Genomic DNA, 19,268 nt, shown 5'->3' with positions numbered 1-19,268 from the left:
GATAGCCCTATTTTTAGAAGGTTACTAGTTGTATACCCTCTTCCTTAACTCTCGTTATTCTCTTTGTTTCTACCTCTTCCTTTTGATAGAATACGACAAAAAAGTTTCTCAATAATTGTTAACTTCGCTACACCCAGATATTTTTTAAATCATTATTGTTTATATAAAGCATACAAATCTTGAAAAAATTTTAGTAAAAAAACATTTTATTACTAGTTAGTTATTTAAAAATATAATAAAGATATGTACTTTCTTTTCATTAAATACAAACTAATTTTAAAGGAGCTTGTGTTATAAGACTTTCCTACGATTGAAAATTAAATTGAAATTTCGGAATATAAAATCATATTTCCAGAAACATATATTATGATAATTTCCGCACACTTGAATTAACTTTTTAGAAGTACTAACCTATCGGTGAGCAGAAGAAAATTCTGTAAAAAGAAAGGAGAATACTTTATGATGACCAAATTACAAAAGGAGTTTTTTAAACGCTTAGAAATTCCTGCAAAAGAAATAACATTTGATGATTTAGATGAAATTCTCTTGAAAATGGGAATGATTCTCCCCTATGAAAATCTTGATATTATGGCTGGTACTATTAAAAATATCTCAAAAGATAACTTAATAGAAAAGTTACTTATTCAAAAACGAGGTGGACTTTGTTATGAATTAAACTCCTTATTGTATTATTTTTTAATTGATTGTGGGTTTCAAGTATACAAAGTAGCCGGTACTGTTTATGATCTGTACGATAATAAATGGAAACCCGATGATGGTCATGTCATTATCATATTAAGTCATGAGGATAAAGATTATGTTGTGGATGCAGGTTTTGCATCTCATCTCCCTTTACATCCAGTCCCTTTTAACGGAGAAGTCATCTCCTCTCAAACAGGAGAATATCGAATTCGTAAGCGAAATACTCGAAAAGGTACGCATATTTTAGAAATGAGAAAAGGAGCTAACGGGGAATCTACAAGTTTCTTACAATCTGAACCTTCAAACGAATGGAAAATAGGCTATGCTTTCACTGTAGATCCAATAGATGAGAAAAAAGTGAATAACATTCAAAAAGTGATTGTAGAGCATAAAGAATCTCCTTTTAATAAAGGGGCTATCACTTGTAAATTAACTACTTATGGTCACATATCATTAACAAATAAAAATTATACAGAAACCTTTAAAGGCACTAAAAATAAACGACCAATAGAATCTAAAGATTATGCTCGCATTCTTCGTGAATCTTTTGGAATAACGCAAGAGAAATATGTAGGAAAAACACTAGAAAGAGGTTAGTTGACTACAAGTATTTCATAATAAAGCAGATTCTATATTTAGAATCTGCTTTATTTTATACTTTGTTATAAATTAATTTAATTTTGTTGTTACCCTTTAATTTTCAATTATATATTCATCATCATATTTATCATATTGTAGCCCTTCCCCTATCTTTGACTCCGTAACTTGATCTCTTAAAAACGGTGCAGCATCCATTTTGCTAGTTGCAATTTCAATTCCATATTTTTTCGTTAAATGAGCTAACTCTATTAAAAACCACTCTCTTCGCAATGTAACTGGAATATCCAATGTTTTTCTTTTCATATATAATAGCACCTCTTTTATTTTCATAACTTAAAAACATCACTGGATGCACTTATTAAAACTACCTTTCACCGCTAACATCCAATGAAACATTATAGTATATGCATGTCCATTTCAAACGTGCTATCACAAATATGATATTTAAGTTTACATAATTATATTATGTAATAGTAGAAAAGGAAGGCATGTCCCTTCCCCTTCTACTATAGAGATTTAAATTAAGAACATCTTGGTACACCTAAAGCTAAAAATAAACCTGCTACTCCCGCAGTAATCGGTACTTTTAACGTAATAACATCGTCTACCTTCGTTACTAAAAAGTAAGCATTACCTTCTTGTAATATACAAGTTACCAACAATTGAAATTCCATTCAAATCTCCTCCTTTCAATCGATATACTATAATTTATGAAATCTCTTTCAAAACGTAATAGGATATATATCTATTTTTCCTTATATATAAAATAAATGTTTATAAGTCTAGTAAAAATATTAATTTTTTAAATTTATATAAAACGTGTAATATCCAATAAGTTCCTATATAATCAATAAGAAAAATCTTACAAATGGAAGTATGAAAATGGCGATTTTGAGTAATATTGGTGCAGCTCTATTTCTTATTGCTTTTATTCTTTTAATCTTATGTATTATTTCATTCTTTAAGAAAAATGGAAAAGCAAAACAATATGGACGTCCTACCGTTATTTTTTTTATGATTTCTATTATATTAATAACGGCCGGTACAACAAAATCGGAACACCCCGTCGTCGAGTTTTTTTCTACTTTAAGTTTCATTCTATTTATATTCTTCCTTGTTCTAGCAATCTTATCTGTTATTAAGAAAACAGGTGTAGCGAAAAAACAATTTATTATTACAGCCGTATTATTTGTCATTTTTGTTGCGCTATCAGGTATTTCAGATCCTTCTTCTGAAAAAACGACAGCAACTAGTACAAAAGTTGCTTCTAACAATGAAGAACAGAAAGATATCGAAAAGAAAAAAGAGCTAGAAAAAAAAGAGGCGGACGAAAAAACTCAAAAGCAAGGAGATGAGAAGCGTCTAGCCGAAGAACAAGCTCGTAAGCAAGAGGATGAAAAACGTCAGGCTGATGAACAAGCTCGTAAACAACAAGAAGAACAAAAACGTCAGGCTGATGAACAAGCTCGTAAACAACAAGAAGAGCAAAAACGTCAGGCTGATGAACAAGCTCGTAAACAACAAGAAGAGCAAAAAGCACAGCAAGCTCAAACACAACCTGCTTCAGGAAATACTAGCAGTGCATATTACAAAAATTGTGCTGCAGTTAGAGCTGCCGGGAAAGCTCCTCTATATAAAGGACAAACAGATTATGACTCACATCTTGATCGTGATGGCGATGGAGTTGCATGTGAAAAATAGTAGTAAAAAAGAAGCTTCTAGTAAGCTTCTTTTTTATTATCAGAAACTATTATGACGAATTCCCCCTCCCCCTCTTCCTTTTATAAAACTCATCTTATTATCCTCAAAATTGACACATTATAAGTGATTTCAATCACCACATTGTTTTTCATTTATCGCTATTCTTAATTCAGATATTACATTCAAACTTTATGGAGGCATTCATATGGAACATACATTTACTGAAACTTCAATTGTTGGTGAGATTGTTACACAATTTCCGAAAGCTAGTGATCTTTTTAAATCATATAGAATAGATTTTTGTTGTGGCGGTAATAAGCCACTTATTGATGCAATTCATGAAAGAAATTTATCAGCTACTGAAGTGCTTACAGAGTTAAATACGCTTTATCATAATACGAAACGATTAAATGAATCGAAAATTGATTGAAAAAATGCTTCTTATCGTGAATTGATTGATTATGTTATAAATAAGCATCACCGCTATTTAAATGAAGAATTACCACAGTTAAGTCCATATGTGACAAAAGTATTACGTGTTCATGGGGCAAGTCAGCCTCATTTAGCTCAAATTCATAAGCTATTTCATGAACTTAAAATGGAATTAGAACAGCATTTAATTAAAGAAGAAATGGAAGATTTTCCATTAATTTTAGAATTTGAACAAAATCCAACTAATGAAAACTATGCTAAGTTACGTAAAGTAGTAAATGAACTAGAAAATGAGCACAATCATGCTGGAAATATTATAAAAGAACTTCGTAAAGTGACAAATGACTTTACTCCTCCAGAAGGTGCTTGCGGTACTTATCGACTTGTTTACCAACGTCTTGAAGCGCTAGAGTCTGATTTATTTGAGCACATTCATTTAGAAAATAATATTTTATTTCCACGTGCCATTACGAGAGCATAAATAAAGAGCAGGACATGAGTATACATACTTATGTCCTGCTCTTTCATTTGGTAAAGACTATACACATCCCTCTCGAATAAATCCGAATTTTAACAATTTGTGAATCATTATAAAAATGTGATAAATATCACATCTCCCCCTTATTTGATTTTCTATAATAAAAATATAATCCTTTGTTCAACATTTCACATAAAAAGGGGAAACGAAAATGAAAAAACGTTTAGTTATGATCGGAAATGGTATGGCTGGCATTCGCTGTATGGAAGAAATCTTAAAACATGATAGTGATTCATATGAGATTACTATTTTTGGAGATGAACCGCATCCAAACTACAACCGTATTATGCTCTCTCATGTTTTACAAGGCAAAACAAATATGCAAGATATCATTATGAATGAATACAGTTGGTATGAAGAAAACGAAATAACTTTGTATACGAATGAAAGAGTTCAAAGTATTAACCGAGAAGAAAAAATTATTATTACAGAAAAGAAGCGTACTCTTACATACGACAAGCTCATTATCGCAACAGGTTCTAGTGCTTTTATTTTACCTGTTGAAGGTTCCGCACTTTCTGGTGTAACAGGATTTCGAACTATTGAAGATACACAATTTATGATAGATACCGCTAAAGAAAAGAAAAAGGCCGTTGTTATTGGTGGCGGGTTACTCGGTTTAGAAGCAGCACGAGGTCTAATTGATTTAGGAATGGACGTACATGTTGTTCATTTAATGCCTAGCTTAATGGAGCAACAACTAGATACGAAAGCAGCTGCTCTTCTGCGTGAAGATTTAGAAGCACAAGGCATGAAATTTCTAATGGAAAAGAAAACTGTAAAAATTCTTGGTACAGACCATGTTGAGGGCATTCAATTTCAAGACGGTGAAGTTGTAGATTGTGATTTAATCGTAATGGCTGTCGGAATACGCCCAAATACGCAAATAGCAAAAGATGCTGGTCTAATTGTAAATCGCGGTATTGTAGTCAATGACTATATGCTAACAAATGATGAGTCCATTTATGCAGTTGGAGAATGTGCAGAGCATGACGGTATCGCATATGGACTTGTTGCTCCTCTTTATGAACAAGGTGCGATATTAGCAAAACATATAACAAATTTACAAACTGATGGATATTCGGGCAGTATCGTCGGTACACAATTAAAAGTTGCTGGTTGTGATTTATTCTCTGCTGGCCAAATTTATGAAGATGATCAAACGAAAGCAATATCCATCTTTAATGAATGTAAACGTTCCTATAAAAAAGTATTAATTCGTGATAATAAAGTCGTCGGTATCGTTTTATACGGTGATACAGCTGACGGTACACGCCTCTTTAGCATGTTAAAGAAAGAAGAAGATATACAAGAATATACAGCCGCTTCTCTTCTTCACAAAGCTGGTGAAGAATGTGAACTTGACGTTGCTACTATGAGTGCGGATGACACGATTTGCGGATGTAATGGTGTTACGAAAGGTACAATCGTTCACGCCATTTTAGAACAAGAGTTAACGACTTTTGAAGAAGTTAAAAGCTGTACGAAAGCCGCAGGTTCTTGTGGTAAATGTCGTCCACTTGTGGAACAAGTTTTATCTCATACACTTGGAGATGCTTTTGATGCCTCAGCGCAATCTGCCGGTATGTGTGGATGTACACCTTTATCCCGTGATGAAGTCGTAGCGGCCATTCACGAGAAAGGCTTAAAATCTCCAAAAGAAGTACGAAATGTTCTTGGTTTTGCACATGAAGACGGCTGTTCGAAATGCCGCCCTGCTTTAAACTACTATTTACGTATGGCGATTCCAGAAGAATATGAAGATGATAAATCGTCCCGTTTCGTTAATGAAAGAATGAATGGTAACATCCAGCACGATGGTACATTCTCTGTTATTCCACGTATGTACGGAGGCGTTACAACAGCTGATGATTTAATGAAAATTGCTGAAGTTGCGAAGAAGTATGATGTTCCACTTGTGAAAATTACCGGTGCAAGCCGAATTGGCTTATACGGTGTCAAGAAACAAGATTTACCTAACGTATGGGCTGACTTAAATATGACTTCTGGATATGCGTATTCAAAGTCTCTTCGTAATGTAAAATCATGTGTTGGCTCTCGTTTTTGCCGTTTCGGTACGAAAGATTCATTAGGACTTGGTATGTTGCTTGAACAATCATTAGAAATGGTAGATACACCTCATAAAATGAAAATGGGTGTAACCGGTTGTCCGCGTAACTGTGCGGAAGTACTGACGAAAGATTTTGGCGTTGTTTGTGTCGAAAATGGATATCAACTTTATATTGGCGGAAATGGTGGTACAGAAGTACGTGAAGCTGATTTTGTAATGATTGTCCCTACTGAAGATGATGTCCTTCGCATCGCTGCAGCTTACATGCAATATTATCGTGAAACTGGTATTTACGGAGAGCGTACCGCCTACTGGACAGAACGTTTAGGCTTCGATCATATAAAAGAAATACTACAAGATGCAAGTATGGTTACTACGTTAAATGAACGTTTCCAAACAGCTCGTAGAACATATACGGAAGCATGGGGACAAGCACTAGAAACGAAATCATTAAAAGCGATGTATGAAGTAGAAACTGTGAAATAAGGAGCTGTGATCTAAATGATACAAACGAAAGAAAAAATAAAAGTTATGCGTGCGGAAGATCTTGCTATTCAAATCGGTAAAGAAGTGCAAATGAAAGGTATGTCTATCGCCCTATTCCGCCTTTCAAATGGCGATATTCGAGCTGTAGAAAATCGTTGTCCTCATAAAAACGGACCGTTAGCAGAAGGGATTGTGTCTGGAGAATTCGTCTTTTGTCCACTGCATGATTGGAAAATCTCACTACTAACAGGTGAAGTTCAAAAACCTGATGACGGCTGTATTCAAACATACGAAGTAGAAGTTATTGACGGTGACATTTATTTATACATGTAATTTTCGAAAGGAAGCCTCCTCTGGCTTCCTTTTAAATAAAAATTGATGAGGTGCAATTATGAACGGATATGTATATTTAGTTGGTGCAGGACCAGGTGATGAAGGGCTTATTACAAAAAAAGCGATAGAGTGTTTAAAACGTGCAGATATTGTTTTATATGACCGTTTACTAAACCCTTTCTTTCTTAGCTATACAAAACAAACATGTGAACTTATGTATTGCGGAAAAATGCCAAAGAATCATATTATGCGTCAAGAAATAATTAACACACACCTTCTTCAATTTGCGAAAGAGGGCAAAATTGTTGTCCGATTAAAAGGCGGAGATCCATCTATTTTTGGCCGTGTTGGTGAAGAAGCAGAAACTTTAGCAGCAGCAAATATTCCATATGAAATTGTACCAGGCATTACATCTAGCATCGCCGCTAGTAGCTATGCAGGTATTCCCCTCACTCACCGTGACTACAGTAATAGTGTCACTTTATTAACCGGACATGCAAAAGGTCCCTTAACCGATCATGGAAAATATAATTCATCTCACAATAGCGACACGATTGCCTACTACATGGGTATAAAAAACTTACCTATAATTTGTAAAAACTTACTACAAGCAGGAAAAAAAGAAGATACGCCAGTAGCAGTCATTGAATGGGGTACAACTGGTAAACAGCGCGTTGTCACAGGGACACTGTCTACCATTGTTTCTATTGTCAAAAACGAAAATATTTCTAATCCTTCTATGACAATTGTTGGTGATGTTGTTACTTTGCGGAATCAAATCTCTTGGAAAGAACGTAAACCATTGCACGGCAAGAAAGTTTTATTTGCAGCTGCAACAAATAAAAAAAGCGCAATAAAGCAAAAGTTACAAGAGTCCGGTGCAGAAATATATCAAATTCCAACTTTCAAAAAGAAAGAATACACATTAACCTCTGAACAAATCAATAAGATTTTTAACGTTGATCGTCTTGTATTTTGTTCCGCTGACAGTGTAGACATCTTAATGCAATCATGCAGTAAATATCATAAAGATATTCGTTCCTTACAGGCAGAACTTCAGTATATGAACCTTTCTATTCAAGAAAAGCTCATGCAATATGGATTGTTCAGTAAACCTGCGCAATTTTCTTCGAATTCAACGATTTATTTAGGACGAAACATTAACCGAATTGCTGTTATTCAAGAAAAAATTGGTGCTGGTTCCTATATGATGACTCATGAGTACACAATTGATCATCGCTTCGATGAAATTCATTCCCGTATGCTTTCTGAATTCTCATGGGATAGCATTGTATTTGAAGGTCGTGCTTCTATTGATACGTTTCTAGCAGAAATAAAACGCCTTGGCTTTATCAATATTCTTACTCTCCCATTCTCGTATACCGACGTTCCAACTTTACACTATGCAAATAAAGTTGGGTTTCATAACGTAGATCATCAATTACAAGAAACTCTTATGAAGAAAGACATGGTGAGACAATGAAAGGAATTGTATATGTTGGACATGGGAGCCGGCTACAAGAAGGTAATGAACAATTCATTCAATTTATTCAATCTGTTATGAAAGAGCGAAACGAAAGAATTCAAAAAATAGCTTTTCTAGAACTAACGACACCTACTATTTCGGATGCAGTTACAGAAACGATAATAGAGGGAGTAACTGAAATAATGATTGTACCTGTTTTATTATTTGCAGCAGCTCACTATAAACGTGATATTCCTTTTGAAATAGAACAACTACAAAAGAAATATCCACAAATAACATTTTCAGTTGTACCTCCTTTTAGTACACATCCACATATGGTGGAACTTGTAGTGAAAAGAATACGTGAAGCTATGCCAATGCAAAATAGTAGTATTTTACTCGTAGGGCGAGGCAGTAGTGATCCACAACCGATACATGAATTACAACAAATCGGAGCAGCTGTCGAACGAAAACTTGGTATGCCAGTATCCTGTTCCTTTTTAACGAAAGGAACTCCCTCTTTTGCTGCTGAGCTCAAGGCTATAACATCGACTGCGTCCCATGTATATGTCATGCCGTACCTTCTCTTTACCGGATTATTACTTCAAAAAATTAAATTGCATACAAAAAAATATAATCATGTTACGCCCTGTAACTGTCTTCAGTTTGATACATATATGAAACTAACATTATTAGAACGAATGGAGGAATGCATATATGTATAACATGTACCCTCTTATGTTTAATCTACAAAATAAAGTTGTCATTATCATTGGTGGAGGTAAAATTGCATATCGAAAAGCGTCTGGATTAAAAGATACAGGCGCTTTCGTCACTGTTGTCAGCCCAGAAATTTGCGAGGAAATGAAGGAACTTTCTTATATTACTTGGAAGCAAAAAACTTTTAGTAATGATGATATTAAAGATGCTCATCTAATTTATGCAGCTACAAATCAACATGCTGTAAATATGATGGTCAAACAGGCCGCTCATGATTTCCAGTGGGTTAACGTTGTAAGTGATGGTACAGCATCATCGTTTCACACACCTGGTGTCATTCGAAATGATGAATATGTTGTCACTATTTCGACTTCAGGTAAGGACCCATCGTTTACGAAGCGTATGAAACAGGAATTAACTTCTGTCCTTCCTAAACTTATAAAAAGAATTTCTCGTACTCATAAAATGGAATCTATCACTTAGCTAAAATAGGAATTAACTGTGAACAAACGTTTTTTAGAGGCGTTTGTTCTTTTTGCTTTAGTTTCGTTTTTTAGGATCAGACAAACAATTGGACAAGAATCTGTGAAGAAAAATAACGGCAACAATTACGGACAAAAAAGCAGTTGCTTGAGAGCAACTGCTTCAATACAGGTTTTATATTGGATATTCATTCAACCAAATTAGCGCTTGTTCATAATCATCAAAAAATCTCACAGATTCTTTCGTGTTAGATTGTTGTAAATAATCCATTATCTCCCCCTCTTCAAGGAGAAATGCAATTGCCTTACTGTTATTCAAAATGATTTCATTGAAGAACTTCTCTTTCCATACTTTTTGAACAGAAAAATGATTTGGCGTGTATCCTTTTCTATCCACCAACAATTTGTATTTCCGCCCTTCAGAAATGAATTGCTGACAAACCTGCTCAAAACCATTAAACCATTCATACACATCATCTGTTTTTATATTGCCAACTAGATGGGTAACAATTATATCTCCTGAAACTGTTGTGCTGATATTCTGTTTACTCAACTTGGAATCCCCCTTAGTTACAATTTTGCGGAAAAACCGCATAAAATCAATAAAGAAAAAATTCTTACTTGACACTCCCACCCCACCGCTATCAAACTAAGCTTATGTAACGTCAATTATAAGCGAAATTGTGTCTTTTTTCGCAAGTCTATATGTAGATACTTTAAAGATTTTCATACGAAATCACCCGCAACGAGTTTCCTTTTTTTGAATTAAACCACTTGATTATCAGACACGGTACAATTGTAAACGCCCCCCCATATATCATAGACTGTTTTCTTCTCATATCGATGGGGTTTCCGTCCATCATTTACCGCCTCAAATCTATTCGTTTTTGCACGTATATTCAAAACAAAATATATGACAAATAAATAACAACAGTTACTGTAATAATACTGAAAAGTGTTGAAAATAAAACGATTTGTGCATGTAATTCAGGCTCTATTTGATATTCCATAGCAATGGTTGATGTATTCCTTGAAGTAGGAAAAGAACTTGCAATAAATAATGATTGTGCAACAATACCATCGATGTTTAGTATGTATATTACGGCAAGTGCTAATAATGGTCCCATCAGTAACCTTCCAATTAAAGCCCATGTTATGACTCGATGGAAAAAATTAAGTTTAATGTTAGATAATTGTGCCCCTAGCAATATGAGTGCTATTGCAACAAAACCATTCGCAAGCTGATTAAGAGGTAGCAAGATAGAATTAGGTATTTGAATTTTAAAAGATTGAAAGAGAACCCCTAATACGAGCGCATGAAATACAGGCAGTCTTAGAAATGATTGAATAATACCTCCGATTGTTTTTGTTGCTGATAGTAAGTTATATATCCCATATGAATAAGTTAAAAGATTCTGGAAAATAACAATAAAAATTTGAATGGAAACCCCCACTGGATTGTGACTGAAAATCAATTGACTTACTGGTAACCCATAATTACCGGAATTCATTAACGAAATGCTATTTTTTAGAGCTGCACTTTCTCCTTTTTCTAACTTTAATATTTTTGAAATGAAATGACTTACTATGATCAGACTCAGACTATAAAGCATTAAATAGTATATTATCTGGAGCAAAAAACCTGTTTCTATACGAATATCATATATATTCACAAATACAGCCGCTGGCATTAAGCAATAAGTAATAAGTGTAGATAGCTGCTTTAAGTTAAATTGGAACTTTCTTTGTAAGATTGCACCAATTAGCATCAATATTAATATCGGTAATATTACGTCTAATATAATAAATACAAACATGTAAAACCTCATTCTAAATATATTTTAGTTGGATTAAACGCTTTACTAAATGTGGACACATTTCATTCATCGGAAAACACCCTTAGTTCTCAATAATCAGAAAACTGAAATCGATAATATGAAAATACTCATCAAAAATTCTTATTTCATTTCCCTCCCCTCTCTTTTCTTTAACATATCAAATATAACTCATAAAGAAAATTATGGATTATTTATACAAATTCATAATTTTATCTTATCGAACTAAACTGTATTCTTTAGTGTAGTACTTTTTCACAATATCCGTTAGCCTTACCAAAAAATTTGGCCCTAAAAAAATCTGATACTGCAGTTACTATGCGAAGAATACTTACATCAATCCCATACTTGTCGCTTAAACTACCTAACACACCTGATACTTGTTTATCTTGAGTGGACTTATATTTTTTTCATCTAAACATCCCGATTCAATTAAATATTTGCATTCTAAAAATGAGTTCGATCTTTAGAATATATTTAAGATTTCCTTCACTAATCTACCCTTTAATTGAATAACTTTTGACTTCTATATTTTAAAATAAAATTCCATAAACCTTCTGTTTTTCATTTTAAAAGCACATTCTTTTAGAAAACGAGCGTTTGTTGAGATAGCAATAAAAACATGTTGAAGCCTATTACTAAAAGAACCATCCCAATATACTTTGGGACGGTTCTTTTTCCTTATTAATGATTCTTTAACATCACTAAGAGTTTCTCCTGGCTATACATCCATACTGTAATGATTAAACAAGCAAGTGCGACTTCTGATAGCGCCATAAATCCAATTGCATAATGACCTGTTAATTGGAATAGTAATGTTAAAATTAGCGGTGGGAAGAATCCTCCTAGTCCACCTAAAGCTGATACGAGACCATTTACAATACCAGCTTGTTCTGAGAAATACATTGGAACGAGTTTGAAGATTGTACCATTACCAATCCCTGCACAAAATGCGACTAGTAAGCAACCAAATGTATACACGTTCATACTTGGCATAAACGATAAAATAATACCTGAAAGTGTTAAACCGATAAATACGAAGATTAATATTTTAAATGGATTAAACTTATCACCGAGCCAACCACCAATCGGGCGCATAATTGTTGCGAGTACGATGAATCCGGCTGTCCGCATACCTGCATCTACTTTCTCTAATCCGAAGTGAGATACTAGAAAGTTTGGTAAGTATACTGTAAATGCGACAAATGATCCGAATGTTAAAAAGTAAAAGATACATAAAAACCAAAGTTTCTCATTTTTATATACACCTTTTATTTGTTCCATTAGTGGTGTATTCACTTTTTTCTCTTTACGATCACCTAATAAAAAGTTCATAAGTGCAAACGCTGCAAGTAAAACTAAATAACATTGTACTGTCGTTCTCCAGCCAACTGAAGTTGCAATGACAGGTGCTAAAAACGAAGTAATTGCTGTTCCGGCGTTACCGACACCGTAAATACCATTTACAAAACCGTGACTCTCTTTCGGAAAGTATTTTGGTAAAGAAGTTACTCCTACAGAGAATACAGCACCACCGATTCCTACAAATAATCCACCAATAATTAAATCCATCATAGAATTGGCAACACTAATATAAAAAACAGGAAATAATAATAGAATAAAACTAATAAAGAATAATTTTCTTGCTCCGAAACGATTCGTCCAATAACCAATTGGAATACGAAGAATAGAGCCTAAAATAACAGGTACTGCTGTGACCATAGAAATTTGTCCCGCAGTTAATGGAATATCCGCTTTAATATAAGGCATTAATGATGATAAAATGACCCATACCATAAAACCGATAATTAGATTAGAAGTTTGTAAACTTAATTGAAAATTAGGACTTTTCATCCTGTTCCCTCCTATGTATGCATAGTTAAATTCATTCTCTCCAGCCCAATCACGTCCTAACATCATTAGGCTGAAAAGAATCAACCACCACTTACTGGCGGAATCATTGCTACGACATCACCAATTTGGATGATGTCATCCTCATTTGCGTATTCTTCATTTATCGCGACCATAATCTCGTTTGAAATTGCTATGTTGTATTTCTTAGTGAGGACTTCCTTTAATTCCGCAACCATAATATTTTCATAGTCTATATACAAAGCCGGCTTACTTGCTCCTTCTTGCAAATGTGCAAATAATAGTACTTCAATCATATTCTCATCTCCTTTCCAGGCTCGCCATTACCATATGCTGTTTTCTCTAACTGATCACCTATCCACGACTCTCCATCTTCCCAAAACTCTTTTTTCCAAATAGGAACAATTTGTTTTATACGCTCCATAATATATTCATTCGCCTCATAGGCCGCTTTCCGATGTGGTGTAGACACAGCGACAACGACAGCAAGATCAGAAATTTGTAATGTACCAATGCGATGTGTAATAGCGACATATGTCCCCGGCCACTTCTCTCCTACTTCAATGCTAATTCTCTCAAGCTGTTTCTCCGCCATTGTCTTATAAGCTACATACTCTAAACAAAGTGTACGACGCCCTTTTGTAAATTCTCTAACAGTACCAACGAAAGTAGTAACTGCGCCACACTCACGACGAATTACTTTGTTTGTAACTTCCTCAATTGAAATAGGTGTATCAATTACTTCATAATACGTATATGTCATCTTGCACCTCTGATCCTTATATAAGTTAGCAATCCCTTTTTCTATTACTTGTATGATCGAAGCGGTTCTTCCCACGGCCACTCACTTCCGTTGTTTGATTCTAATAACAGTACCGAAACAGTAATTCCAGCTTCAAATCCTCTCGTTCCCCCTGGTAAAACGATAAATGCATTCGCTTCTGCAAGTGAAGAAATTGCGCTAGATTTATCTAAACCAACTGGTGTAACTTGTAATTGACCATCTATAATTTCTACTCGCCCTCTTACAAAACGAGTAAATGGGTTTGCTTTCGGAAAGTCTTTTTGTAAAATTGCCTCTGCACGATATATGTGCGAATCTTCCCTATGCAAGTATTTTCCAATCACTGGTCTAACATATAATTCACAACCGACATAACAAGCAGAAGGATTACCAGATAGACCAAATAGTAATTTTCCTTCTACCTCAGCTACAGTTGTCACACTTCCTGGTCGCATCGCTATTTTGTCAAAAAGTACATTAGCTCGTAATCTCTCATAGATGGCAGGTAAATAGTCATAGTCTCCTACTGAAACACCACCAGTTGTAATTAATATATCTACTTCTTTTATCGCCTTTTTTACAGTGTTATAACACGTCTCAAAATCGTCAGCGAATTGCCCATAATACTGTACAATCCCCCCTGCTCGTTCAATTTGAACAGCTACCATATAGGAGTTACTATTTCGAATCTTCCCTGGCTTTAATTTTTCATGTACTTCAAGCAGTTCGCTACCCGTCGTTACAATTCCAATCACTGGTTGTTTTATAACATGTACGAAACTATAACCAAACGTAGCAAGAAGCGCTGCTACTCCAGGATTAATAACAGTCCCTTTTTTCACAAGAATGCTATTTTGTTTTACATCTTCACCTTTAAAAGAAATGTTATCACCAGAAGAGAAAGATCGTTTTAATGTCATATAAGTCTTTTCGTTTTTTTCAAATCCTGCCGTTAGTTCTAACATAACAACCGCATTACACCCTCTCGGAATTGCGGCTCCTGTCATAATACGGACAGCTTGAAATGCTTTCACTTCTTCTGTAAAAACAAATCCTGCTCCAATTTCACCAATCACTTCAAACTGAATGGGGTTACTATTACTCGCTTCTTTCGTATCTTCCGCTCGAATCGCAAACCCGTCGTACGGAGAGCGATCAAAATGCGGAACATCATGATCTGCAATAACATCTTCTCCAAGTGTTCTACCGTAGCTTTCTATAAGAGAAACCTTTTCCATTTCACCTTGGTAGGCATATTTCATTACACGAGCAACTGCTTCTGCTACTGGAATTGGTATACGTTTTAATACCATTCTTTTTCACCTCGTTTTTGGAAAGTGAAACTCACTTTCTATTCAGCCTATATATTTTGCGTACAATCGTTTTGCTATTTTCACATCATTTGTCCCATGAATAAATGCCCTACCGTCTGTAAATAAAACGAAACGATATTCATCAATTAGAAATGCTAGTAAGTACGGCGTTTTTTGGACATGTACAATTTTTTGTAATCCTTTTTTGATTTCGTTTAAATTTAGAACTCTCTTTATTCCTGGACGGATTTGGACTGTATTCCGTCCGCATAATACTTCCGTTTTCATCTGCGCTTCAAATGTTAAACTTGGATACGTACGTGTATTTCCGCAAGATGGACATGTACTTTTTTTCTGTTTATTTACTTTTAATGAGAGAAATTGATTGTTCCAAATATCAAATGATAACATTGTTCCTCTTAGCGCCTCGAAATCATCCACCAATATTTTCATTGCTTCTGTCACTTGGTGAGCAACGACCATTTGTACAGTTGGCTGAATAATTCCCGCTGTATCACATGTTGCACCGCCCATAGGATGATCCATTAAGCAGCGAAAACATGGTGTTTTTCCTGGAAGAATTGTGTACGTTACACCGTAACTTCCAATGCATCCACCATATATCCAAGGTATATTTTCTTTTTGTGAAATGTCATTTATAAGTAGACGCGTATCAAAGTTGTCAGTCGCATCCAATATGAGATCCACTTCTTTCGTTAACTCTTCCATTTCTTGCATTGTGACGTCCGTTACAACTGGTACAATTTCCACATCAGAATTAATCTTTCTTACATGTTGTGCCGCTGCAATTGCTTTTGGTTTACACTGCTGTGCATCTTCTTCTGTATATAACTGTTGCCGCTGTAAATTACTCCATTCAACATAGTCACGATCAGCAATTGTCAATTTCCCAATTCCCATCCTAACGAGTGCTTCCGCATTCGCAGCTCCTAGTGCACCCGCACCGATTAGGAGCACATGTTTCTTTCTTATTTTCCTTTGTCCCATTTTACCAATTCTAGAAAACAACACTTGCCTTGAATATCGCTCTTGCATAAGGAATCCTCCTTTCACTATCCGCCAATGTACGACATTTCAACTTTTTGACGTTTATTTGTACTTTCCACCGTTCTTTCATCTGAATATCGATCTATTCTATATCGCCATGTATGTTGTAAAATTTTTAGTAGTGAGGCGTCAGAAATATTTTCTCGAAGAAGCGACCGTAAATCCGTTCCTTTTTCTCCAAATAAGCACGTATAAAACTTGCCGTCTGCCGAAATACGGGCTCTCGTACAAGAAGAACAGAATGAATCAGAGACTGAAGTAATAAATCCAACTTCTGCATTACTCCCTACATATCGATACAATTTCGCAACTTCTCCAAAGTAACGAGGTTTAACGGGCTCAATTGGATATACACGATTAATTTTCTCTATTAATTGTTCCTTCGTAATGACTTGTTCAAAGTTCCATCCGTTCGTACTGCCTACATCCATAAACTCAATGAAACGTAACTGTATTTCTTGTTCTTTAAAATAACGAGCCATATGAAGAATTTGACTATCATTCATTTCTTTTTTTACGACCATATTTACCTTTACTTCTAATCCAGCAGCCTTCGCTGCTTCAATTCCTTTCAATACAGGTTTTGTGCTTACATTTCTTCCATTAATTTTTTGGAAGACATGATCCTCTATTGCATCTAAACTAATATTTACTCGCTTTAATCCTGCGCCTTTTAGCACCTTAGCTTGTTTTGCTAAATGAATTCCGTTTGTTGTGAGCCCAATATCTTTTAAGCCTTCTAGCTTTGCAAGTCTTCCAATTAACTTCGGTAAGTCTTTACGCAATAAAGGTTCACCGCCAGTAAGCCTAATTTTATTAACTCCCATACTTATAAATAATCTCGCTAACCTTTCTATTTCATCAAATGTTAATAAACACTCTTCCTGTAAAAAAGCATAATCAGGTCCGAACACTTCAGCAGGCATACAATATGTGCACCTAAAATTACAACGATCAATAACTGAAATGCGTAAATCTTGAAGTGGCCGCTTTAAAGAATCTTTCATGTTCTCGTGCATCTATATCCCTTCTTTTCTGCTGCAATCCTTAGTAAGCTTTCATTTTTTTATTTGCCTTTATTATAAAAAAGAAGCTACATATTCAATGTGACTTTTCTCACATTACTTTCCCCATTCAAAATTTTTTCACAAATCCGTTCGAATTTTGTTCACATCTTTAATCTCATCTACTTTGTCTATTGAATTTTTCAAACTAAAAACTGAAAATCTCTTCCCCTTACGGTCATTGAAATTTCAATTTATTTTTAAAATAGCTCTTGCATTTTCATCATATTTACACTCAAAATAGGAAATGTATTGCTTATAAGAAGAAAGGTGATCACTGTGGCAAACAGTATGACATTATCTCAAGATTTAAAAGAATTACTTGCATCTGTTGAATATAAAATGCAGATAAAAAAAGGTAGTTTTATTTTTCAAGAAGGTATGGAGGCAACAGAGCTCTATATCATCCACTCAGGAAAAGTACAAATTAGTAAACTAAGTGCTGACGGACAAGAATTAACACTTCGAATTTGTTCAGAATATGACATTATTGGAGAATTAACATTGTTCACGGACAATGCGAAATACTTATTAAATTCAAAATGTCTTGAGGATGTGGAAGTAGGCGTTATAAAGCGTGAAGCATTAGAAAAAGCATTACTCCAAAAACCTGCACTCGTATTTGAATTTATGAAATGGATTAGTGAACATTTAAGAAGAATGCAAACGAAGTTCCGAGATTTAGTATTACACGGCAAAAAAGGTGCCCTGTATTCTACCCTTATACGAATGACAAATAGTTACGGTATATTAAAAGAAAATGGGATTCTCATCGATTTACCATTAACAAATCAAGAACTTGCTAATTTCTGTGCAACTTCACGTGAAAGTGTAAATCGAATGTTAAATGAATTAAAAAAGCAAGGTACAATTTCAATTCATAAAGGAAAGATTACAATCCACGATTTACAATTTTTAAAATGTGAAATTGCTTGTGAAGATTGCTCTGCTTCTGTTTGTAGCATTGATTAGCATCTTATTTAGATGCTAATCTTTTTTCAATTTAAGCCATTTATTAACGGTTATTCCCTATGTAAACAAAAACGAGGCCTTCCATATTAGACCTCGTTTCGTTTTAACCATTAGCTCCTATCCGTTTACAGCAGTATTATTTTTTCAACTCATTAGGAATACGTCTTCTGTAAATTACATAACTACGGCTTACATATTTAATTGGGGCACTAAATACATGTACTAGTCTTGTAAATGGCCATACTGCGAATAAACCCATCCCTGCAAGAATATGAATTTTAAACCATACTGGTACTTCCATCATATATTCAACTTTCGGTTGGAAAATAAAGAGACTTCGGAACCAAGGGCCAATTGTTGTACGATAATCAAATCCTTTTGAATCGATATTTAAAAATGTTGAAGAAAGTCCTGCTAGCATTACGATAAGTAATAAAATAAGCGCAATATAATCTCCCTTTGTACTCGTTGCAATGATACGTTTTACAGTTAAGCGGCGGTACGTTAATATAATTAAACCGATGATAGAAGCAACACCTGCCGGAAGCCCGAAACTAATTGCCATTATGTGATACGTATGCTCAGAAATACCTATCGAACGGTATACAGCTTCTGGAATTAATATCCCCATAACATGACCGCCAATTACGAACATAATCCCAAAGTGGAATAATAGACTTCCGATTCGGAGCATTTTCTTTTCTAATAGTTCGCTAGATTTTGATGTCCATCCAAATTGATCATAGTTGTATCTAAAAATATGTCCACCGATAAAGATTGCAAAAATGATATAGGGAAACAATACCCATAGAAATTGATCCATCATTTTA

At 34.7% G+C, this 19,268-nt stretch carries 20 protein-coding genes and 1 pseudogene; 9 read left to right on the top strand and 12 right to left on the bottom strand.

Annotated features, from left to right (window positions below; translation table 11 throughout):
- Window positions 1-459 precede the first annotated feature (459 nt).
- Window positions 460-1,299, top strand: coding sequence for an arylamine N-acetyltransferase family protein (locus ACTFP3_RS06870; RefSeq protein WP_086385939.1), 840 nt, complete (start codon window positions 460-462; stop codon window positions 1,297-1,299).
- Between the two features lie 96 nt (window positions 1,300-1,395).
- On the opposite strand, the gene ACTFP3_RS06865 is transcribed toward ACTFP3_RS06870, so the two are convergent.
- Together ACTFP3_RS06865 and exsG are read right to left on the bottom strand one after the other, a co-directional pair.
- Window positions 1,396-1,605: a hypothetical protein gene (locus ACTFP3_RS06865; protein WP_000824206.1), complete on the bottom strand. Its 210-nt coding sequence runs from the start codon at window positions 1,603-1,605 to the stop codon at window positions 1,396-1,398.
- A 218-nt stretch (window positions 1,606-1,823) separates the two neighbouring features.
- Entirely contained in the window at window positions 1,824-1,976 is a 153-nt protein-coding gene (gene exsG / locus ACTFP3_RS06860) for an exosporium protein ExsG (protein ID WP_000395679.1), read from the bottom strand.
- A gap of 208 nt (window positions 1,977-2,184) precedes the next feature.
- Between exsG and ACTFP3_RS06855 the strand changes: the two genes are divergently transcribed.
- From ACTFP3_RS06855 to ACTFP3_RS06825, 7 genes and pseudogenes are all read left to right on the top strand, one after another.
- The gene (locus tag ACTFP3_RS06855) at window positions 2,185-3,003 is read left to right on the top strand and encodes an excalibur calcium-binding domain-containing protein (protein WP_440009766.1); all 819 of its coding nucleotides are present in this window, start codon (window positions 2,185-2,187) and stop codon (window positions 3,001-3,003) included.
- A 205-nt stretch (window positions 3,004-3,208) separates the two neighbouring features.
- A pseudogene (gene ric / locus ACTFP3_RS06850) lies at window positions 3,209-3,916 on the top strand (iron-sulfur cluster repair di-iron protein).
- Between the two features lie 208 nt (window positions 3,917-4,124).
- A complete protein-coding gene (gene nirB, locus ACTFP3_RS06845) occupies window positions 4,125-6,530 on the top strand; it encodes an NADPH-nitrite reductase large subunit (RefSeq protein WP_440009763.1) in 2,406 nt (801 codons plus the stop codon).
- Window positions 6,531-6,545: 15 nt separating this feature from the next.
- Window positions 6,546-6,863, top strand: a complete 318-nt coding sequence (nirD, locus tag ACTFP3_RS06840; RefSeq protein WP_000616677.1) for a nitrite reductase small subunit NirD — start codon at window positions 6,546-6,548, stop codon at window positions 6,861-6,863.
- Window positions 6,864-6,921: 58 nt separating this feature from the next.
- Window positions 6,922-8,346, top strand: a complete 1,425-nt coding sequence (locus tag ACTFP3_RS06835) for a uroporphyrin-III C-methyltransferase (RefSeq protein ID WP_440009760.1) — start codon at window positions 6,922-6,924, stop codon at window positions 8,344-8,346.
- Complete coding sequence (locus ACTFP3_RS06830; protein WP_326036060.1) at window positions 8,343-9,053, top strand: sirohydrochlorin chelatase; 711 nt, start codon at window positions 8,343-8,345, stop codon at window positions 9,051-9,053. Before ACTFP3_RS06835 ends, ACTFP3_RS06830 begins: the two co-directional genes overlap by 4 nt.
- A complete protein-coding gene (locus ACTFP3_RS06825; RefSeq protein ID WP_000282586.1) occupies window positions 9,046-9,531 on the top strand; it encodes a precorrin-2 dehydrogenase in 486 nt (161 codons plus the stop codon). The genes ACTFP3_RS06830 and ACTFP3_RS06825 overlap by 8 nt, the downstream gene beginning before the upstream one ends.
- Window positions 9,532-9,705: 174 nt before the next feature.
- On the opposite strand, the gene ACTFP3_RS06820 is transcribed toward ACTFP3_RS06825, so the two are convergent.
- The 9 genes from ACTFP3_RS06820 to moaA all read right to left on the bottom strand — a co-directional run bounded on the left by ACTFP3_RS06820 (window position 9,706) and on the right by moaA (window position 17,421).
- Window positions 9,706-10,125, bottom strand: coding sequence for an STAS/SEC14 domain-containing protein (locus ACTFP3_RS06820; RefSeq protein WP_073339619.1), 420 nt, complete (start codon window positions 10,123-10,125; stop codon window positions 9,706-9,708).
- A 304-nt stretch (window positions 10,126-10,429) separates the two neighbouring features.
- Window positions 10,430-11,347, bottom strand: a complete 918-nt coding sequence (locus ACTFP3_RS06815; protein ID WP_000497493.1) for an AEC family transporter — start codon at window positions 11,345-11,347, stop codon at window positions 10,430-10,432.
- A 257-nt stretch (window positions 11,348-11,604) separates the two neighbouring features.
- Window positions 11,605-11,736, bottom strand: a complete 132-nt coding sequence (locus ACTFP3_RS06810; protein ID WP_076876574.1) for a hypothetical protein — start codon at window positions 11,734-11,736, stop codon at window positions 11,605-11,607.
- Between the two features lie 313 nt (window positions 11,737-12,049).
- Window positions 12,050-13,219: a nitrate transporter NarK gene (gene narK / locus ACTFP3_RS06805; RefSeq protein ID WP_000841841.1), complete on the bottom strand. Its 1,170-nt coding sequence runs from the start codon at window positions 13,217-13,219 to the stop codon at window positions 12,050-12,052.
- An 80-nt stretch (window positions 13,220-13,299) separates the two neighbouring features.
- Entirely contained in the window at window positions 13,300-13,533 is a 234-nt protein-coding gene (moaD, locus tag ACTFP3_RS06800; RefSeq protein ID WP_006922454.1) for a molybdopterin converting factor subunit 1, read from the bottom strand.
- Window positions 13,530-14,000: a molybdenum cofactor biosynthesis protein MoaE gene (locus tag ACTFP3_RS06795; RefSeq protein ID WP_440009755.1), complete on the bottom strand. Its 471-nt coding sequence runs from the start codon at window positions 13,998-14,000 to the stop codon at window positions 13,530-13,532. The genes moaD and ACTFP3_RS06795 overlap by 4 nt, the downstream gene beginning before the upstream one ends.
- Before the next feature lie 44 nt (window positions 14,001-14,044).
- The gene (locus tag ACTFP3_RS06790; protein ID WP_061113426.1) at window positions 14,045-15,334 is read right to left on the bottom strand and encodes a molybdopterin molybdotransferase MoeA; all 1,290 of its coding nucleotides are present in this window, start codon (window positions 15,332-15,334) and stop codon (window positions 14,045-14,047) included.
- 42 nt (window positions 15,335-15,376) lie between these two features.
- Complete coding sequence (locus ACTFP3_RS06785; protein ID WP_326036058.1) at window positions 15,377-16,390, bottom strand: molybdopterin-synthase adenylyltransferase MoeB; 1,014 nt, start codon at window positions 16,388-16,390, stop codon at window positions 15,377-15,379.
- Window positions 16,391-16,407: 17 nt separating this feature from the next.
- Window positions 16,408-17,421 carry a GTP 3',8-cyclase MoaA gene (moaA, locus tag ACTFP3_RS06780; RefSeq protein ID WP_440009752.1) on the bottom strand — a complete coding sequence of 338 codons (1,014 nt, stop codon included), beginning with the start codon at window positions 17,419-17,421 and terminating at the stop codon, window positions 16,408-16,410.
- A gap of 324 nt (window positions 17,422-17,745) precedes the next feature.
- Here moaA and ACTFP3_RS06775 point away from each other — a divergent pair, with 324 nt between their 5' ends.
- The gene (locus ACTFP3_RS06775; protein WP_000013865.1) at window positions 17,746-18,438 is read left to right on the top strand and encodes a Crp/Fnr family transcriptional regulator; all 693 of its coding nucleotides are present in this window, start codon (window positions 17,746-17,748) and stop codon (window positions 18,436-18,438) included.
- Window positions 18,439-18,574: 136 nt separating this feature from the next.
- Here ACTFP3_RS06775 and narI read toward each other — a convergent pair whose 3' ends face one another.
- Window positions 18,575-19,264 (bottom strand): respiratory nitrate reductase subunit gamma, encoded by a 690-nt coding sequence (gene narI / locus ACTFP3_RS06770; RefSeq protein WP_134266047.1) that lies wholly within the window; start codon window positions 19,262-19,264, stop codon window positions 18,575-18,577.
- Window positions 19,265-19,268 lie beyond the last annotated feature (4 nt).

It is taken from the genome of Bacillus cereus group sp. MYBK5-2 (genome assembly GCF_051915685.1).
GTDB classification, from domain to species: Bacteria; Bacillota; Bacilli; order Bacillales; family Bacillaceae_G; genus Bacillus_A; species Bacillus_A cereus.
The sequence above is the reverse complement of the archived record's forward strand: the minus strand, read 5'-3'. Positions and strand labels throughout refer to the sequence as shown.

What these genes read in the sequence shown, in the direction of transcription:
- ACTFP3_RS06870 (WP_086385939.1), top strand. Translation starts at nt 460, where the DNA reads ATGATGACCAAATTACAAAAGGAGTTTTTTAAACGCTTAGAAATTCCT.
- ACTFP3_RS06865 (WP_000824206.1), bottom strand. Translation starts at nt 1,605, where the DNA reads ATGAAAAGAAAAACATTGGATATTCCAGTTACATTGCGAAGAGAGTGG.
- exsG (WP_000395679.1), bottom strand. Translation starts at nt 1,976, where the DNA reads ATGGAATTTCAATTGTTGGTAACTTGTATATTACAAGAAGGTAATGCT.
- ACTFP3_RS06855 (WP_440009766.1), top strand. Translation starts at nt 2,185, where the DNA reads ATGGCGATTTTGAGTAATATTGGTGCAGCTCTATTTCTTATTGCTTTT.
- nirB (WP_440009763.1), top strand. Translation starts at nt 4,125, where the DNA reads ATGAAAAAACGTTTAGTTATGATCGGAAATGGTATGGCTGGCATTCGC.
- nirD (WP_000616677.1), top strand. Translation starts at nt 6,546, where the DNA reads ATGATACAAACGAAAGAAAAAATAAAAGTTATGCGTGCGGAAGATCTT.
- ACTFP3_RS06835 (WP_440009760.1), top strand. Translation starts at nt 6,922, where the DNA reads ATGAACGGATATGTATATTTAGTTGGTGCAGGACCAGGTGATGAAGGG.
- ACTFP3_RS06830 (WP_326036060.1), top strand. Translation starts at nt 8,343, where the DNA reads ATGAAAGGAATTGTATATGTTGGACATGGGAGCCGGCTACAAGAAGGT.
- ACTFP3_RS06825 (WP_000282586.1), top strand. Translation starts at nt 9,046, where the DNA reads ATGTATAACATGTACCCTCTTATGTTTAATCTACAAAATAAAGTTGTC.
- ACTFP3_RS06820 (WP_073339619.1), bottom strand. Translation starts at nt 10,125, where the DNA reads ATGCGGTTTTTCCGCAAAATTGTAACTAAGGGGGATTCCAAGTTGAGT.
- ACTFP3_RS06815 (WP_000497493.1), bottom strand. Translation starts at nt 11,347, where the DNA reads ATGTTTGTATTTATTATATTAGACGTAATATTACCGATATTAATATTG.
- narK (WP_000841841.1), bottom strand. Translation starts at nt 13,219, where the DNA reads ATGAAAAGTCCTAATTTTCAATTAAGTTTACAAACTTCTAATCTAATT.
- moaD (WP_006922454.1), bottom strand. Translation starts at nt 13,533, where the DNA reads ATGATTGAAGTACTATTATTTGCACATTTGCAAGAAGGAGCAAGTAAG.
- ACTFP3_RS06795 (WP_440009755.1), bottom strand. Translation starts at nt 14,000, where the DNA reads ATGACATATACGTATTATGAAGTAATTGATACACCTATTTCAATTGAG.
- ACTFP3_RS06790 (WP_061113426.1), bottom strand. Translation starts at nt 15,334, where the DNA reads ATGGTATTAAAACGTATACCAATTCCAGTAGCAGAAGCAGTTGCTCGT.
- ACTFP3_RS06785 (WP_326036058.1), bottom strand. Translation starts at nt 16,390, where the DNA reads ATGCAAGAGCGATATTCAAGGCAAGTGTTGTTTTCTAGAATTGGTAAA.
- moaA (WP_440009752.1), bottom strand. Translation starts at nt 17,421, where the DNA reads ATGCACGAGAACATGAAAGATTCTTTAAAGCGGCCACTTCAAGATTTA.
- narI (WP_134266047.1), bottom strand. Translation starts at nt 19,264, where the DNA reads ATGATGGATCAATTTCTATGGGTATTGTTTCCCTATATCATTTTTGCA.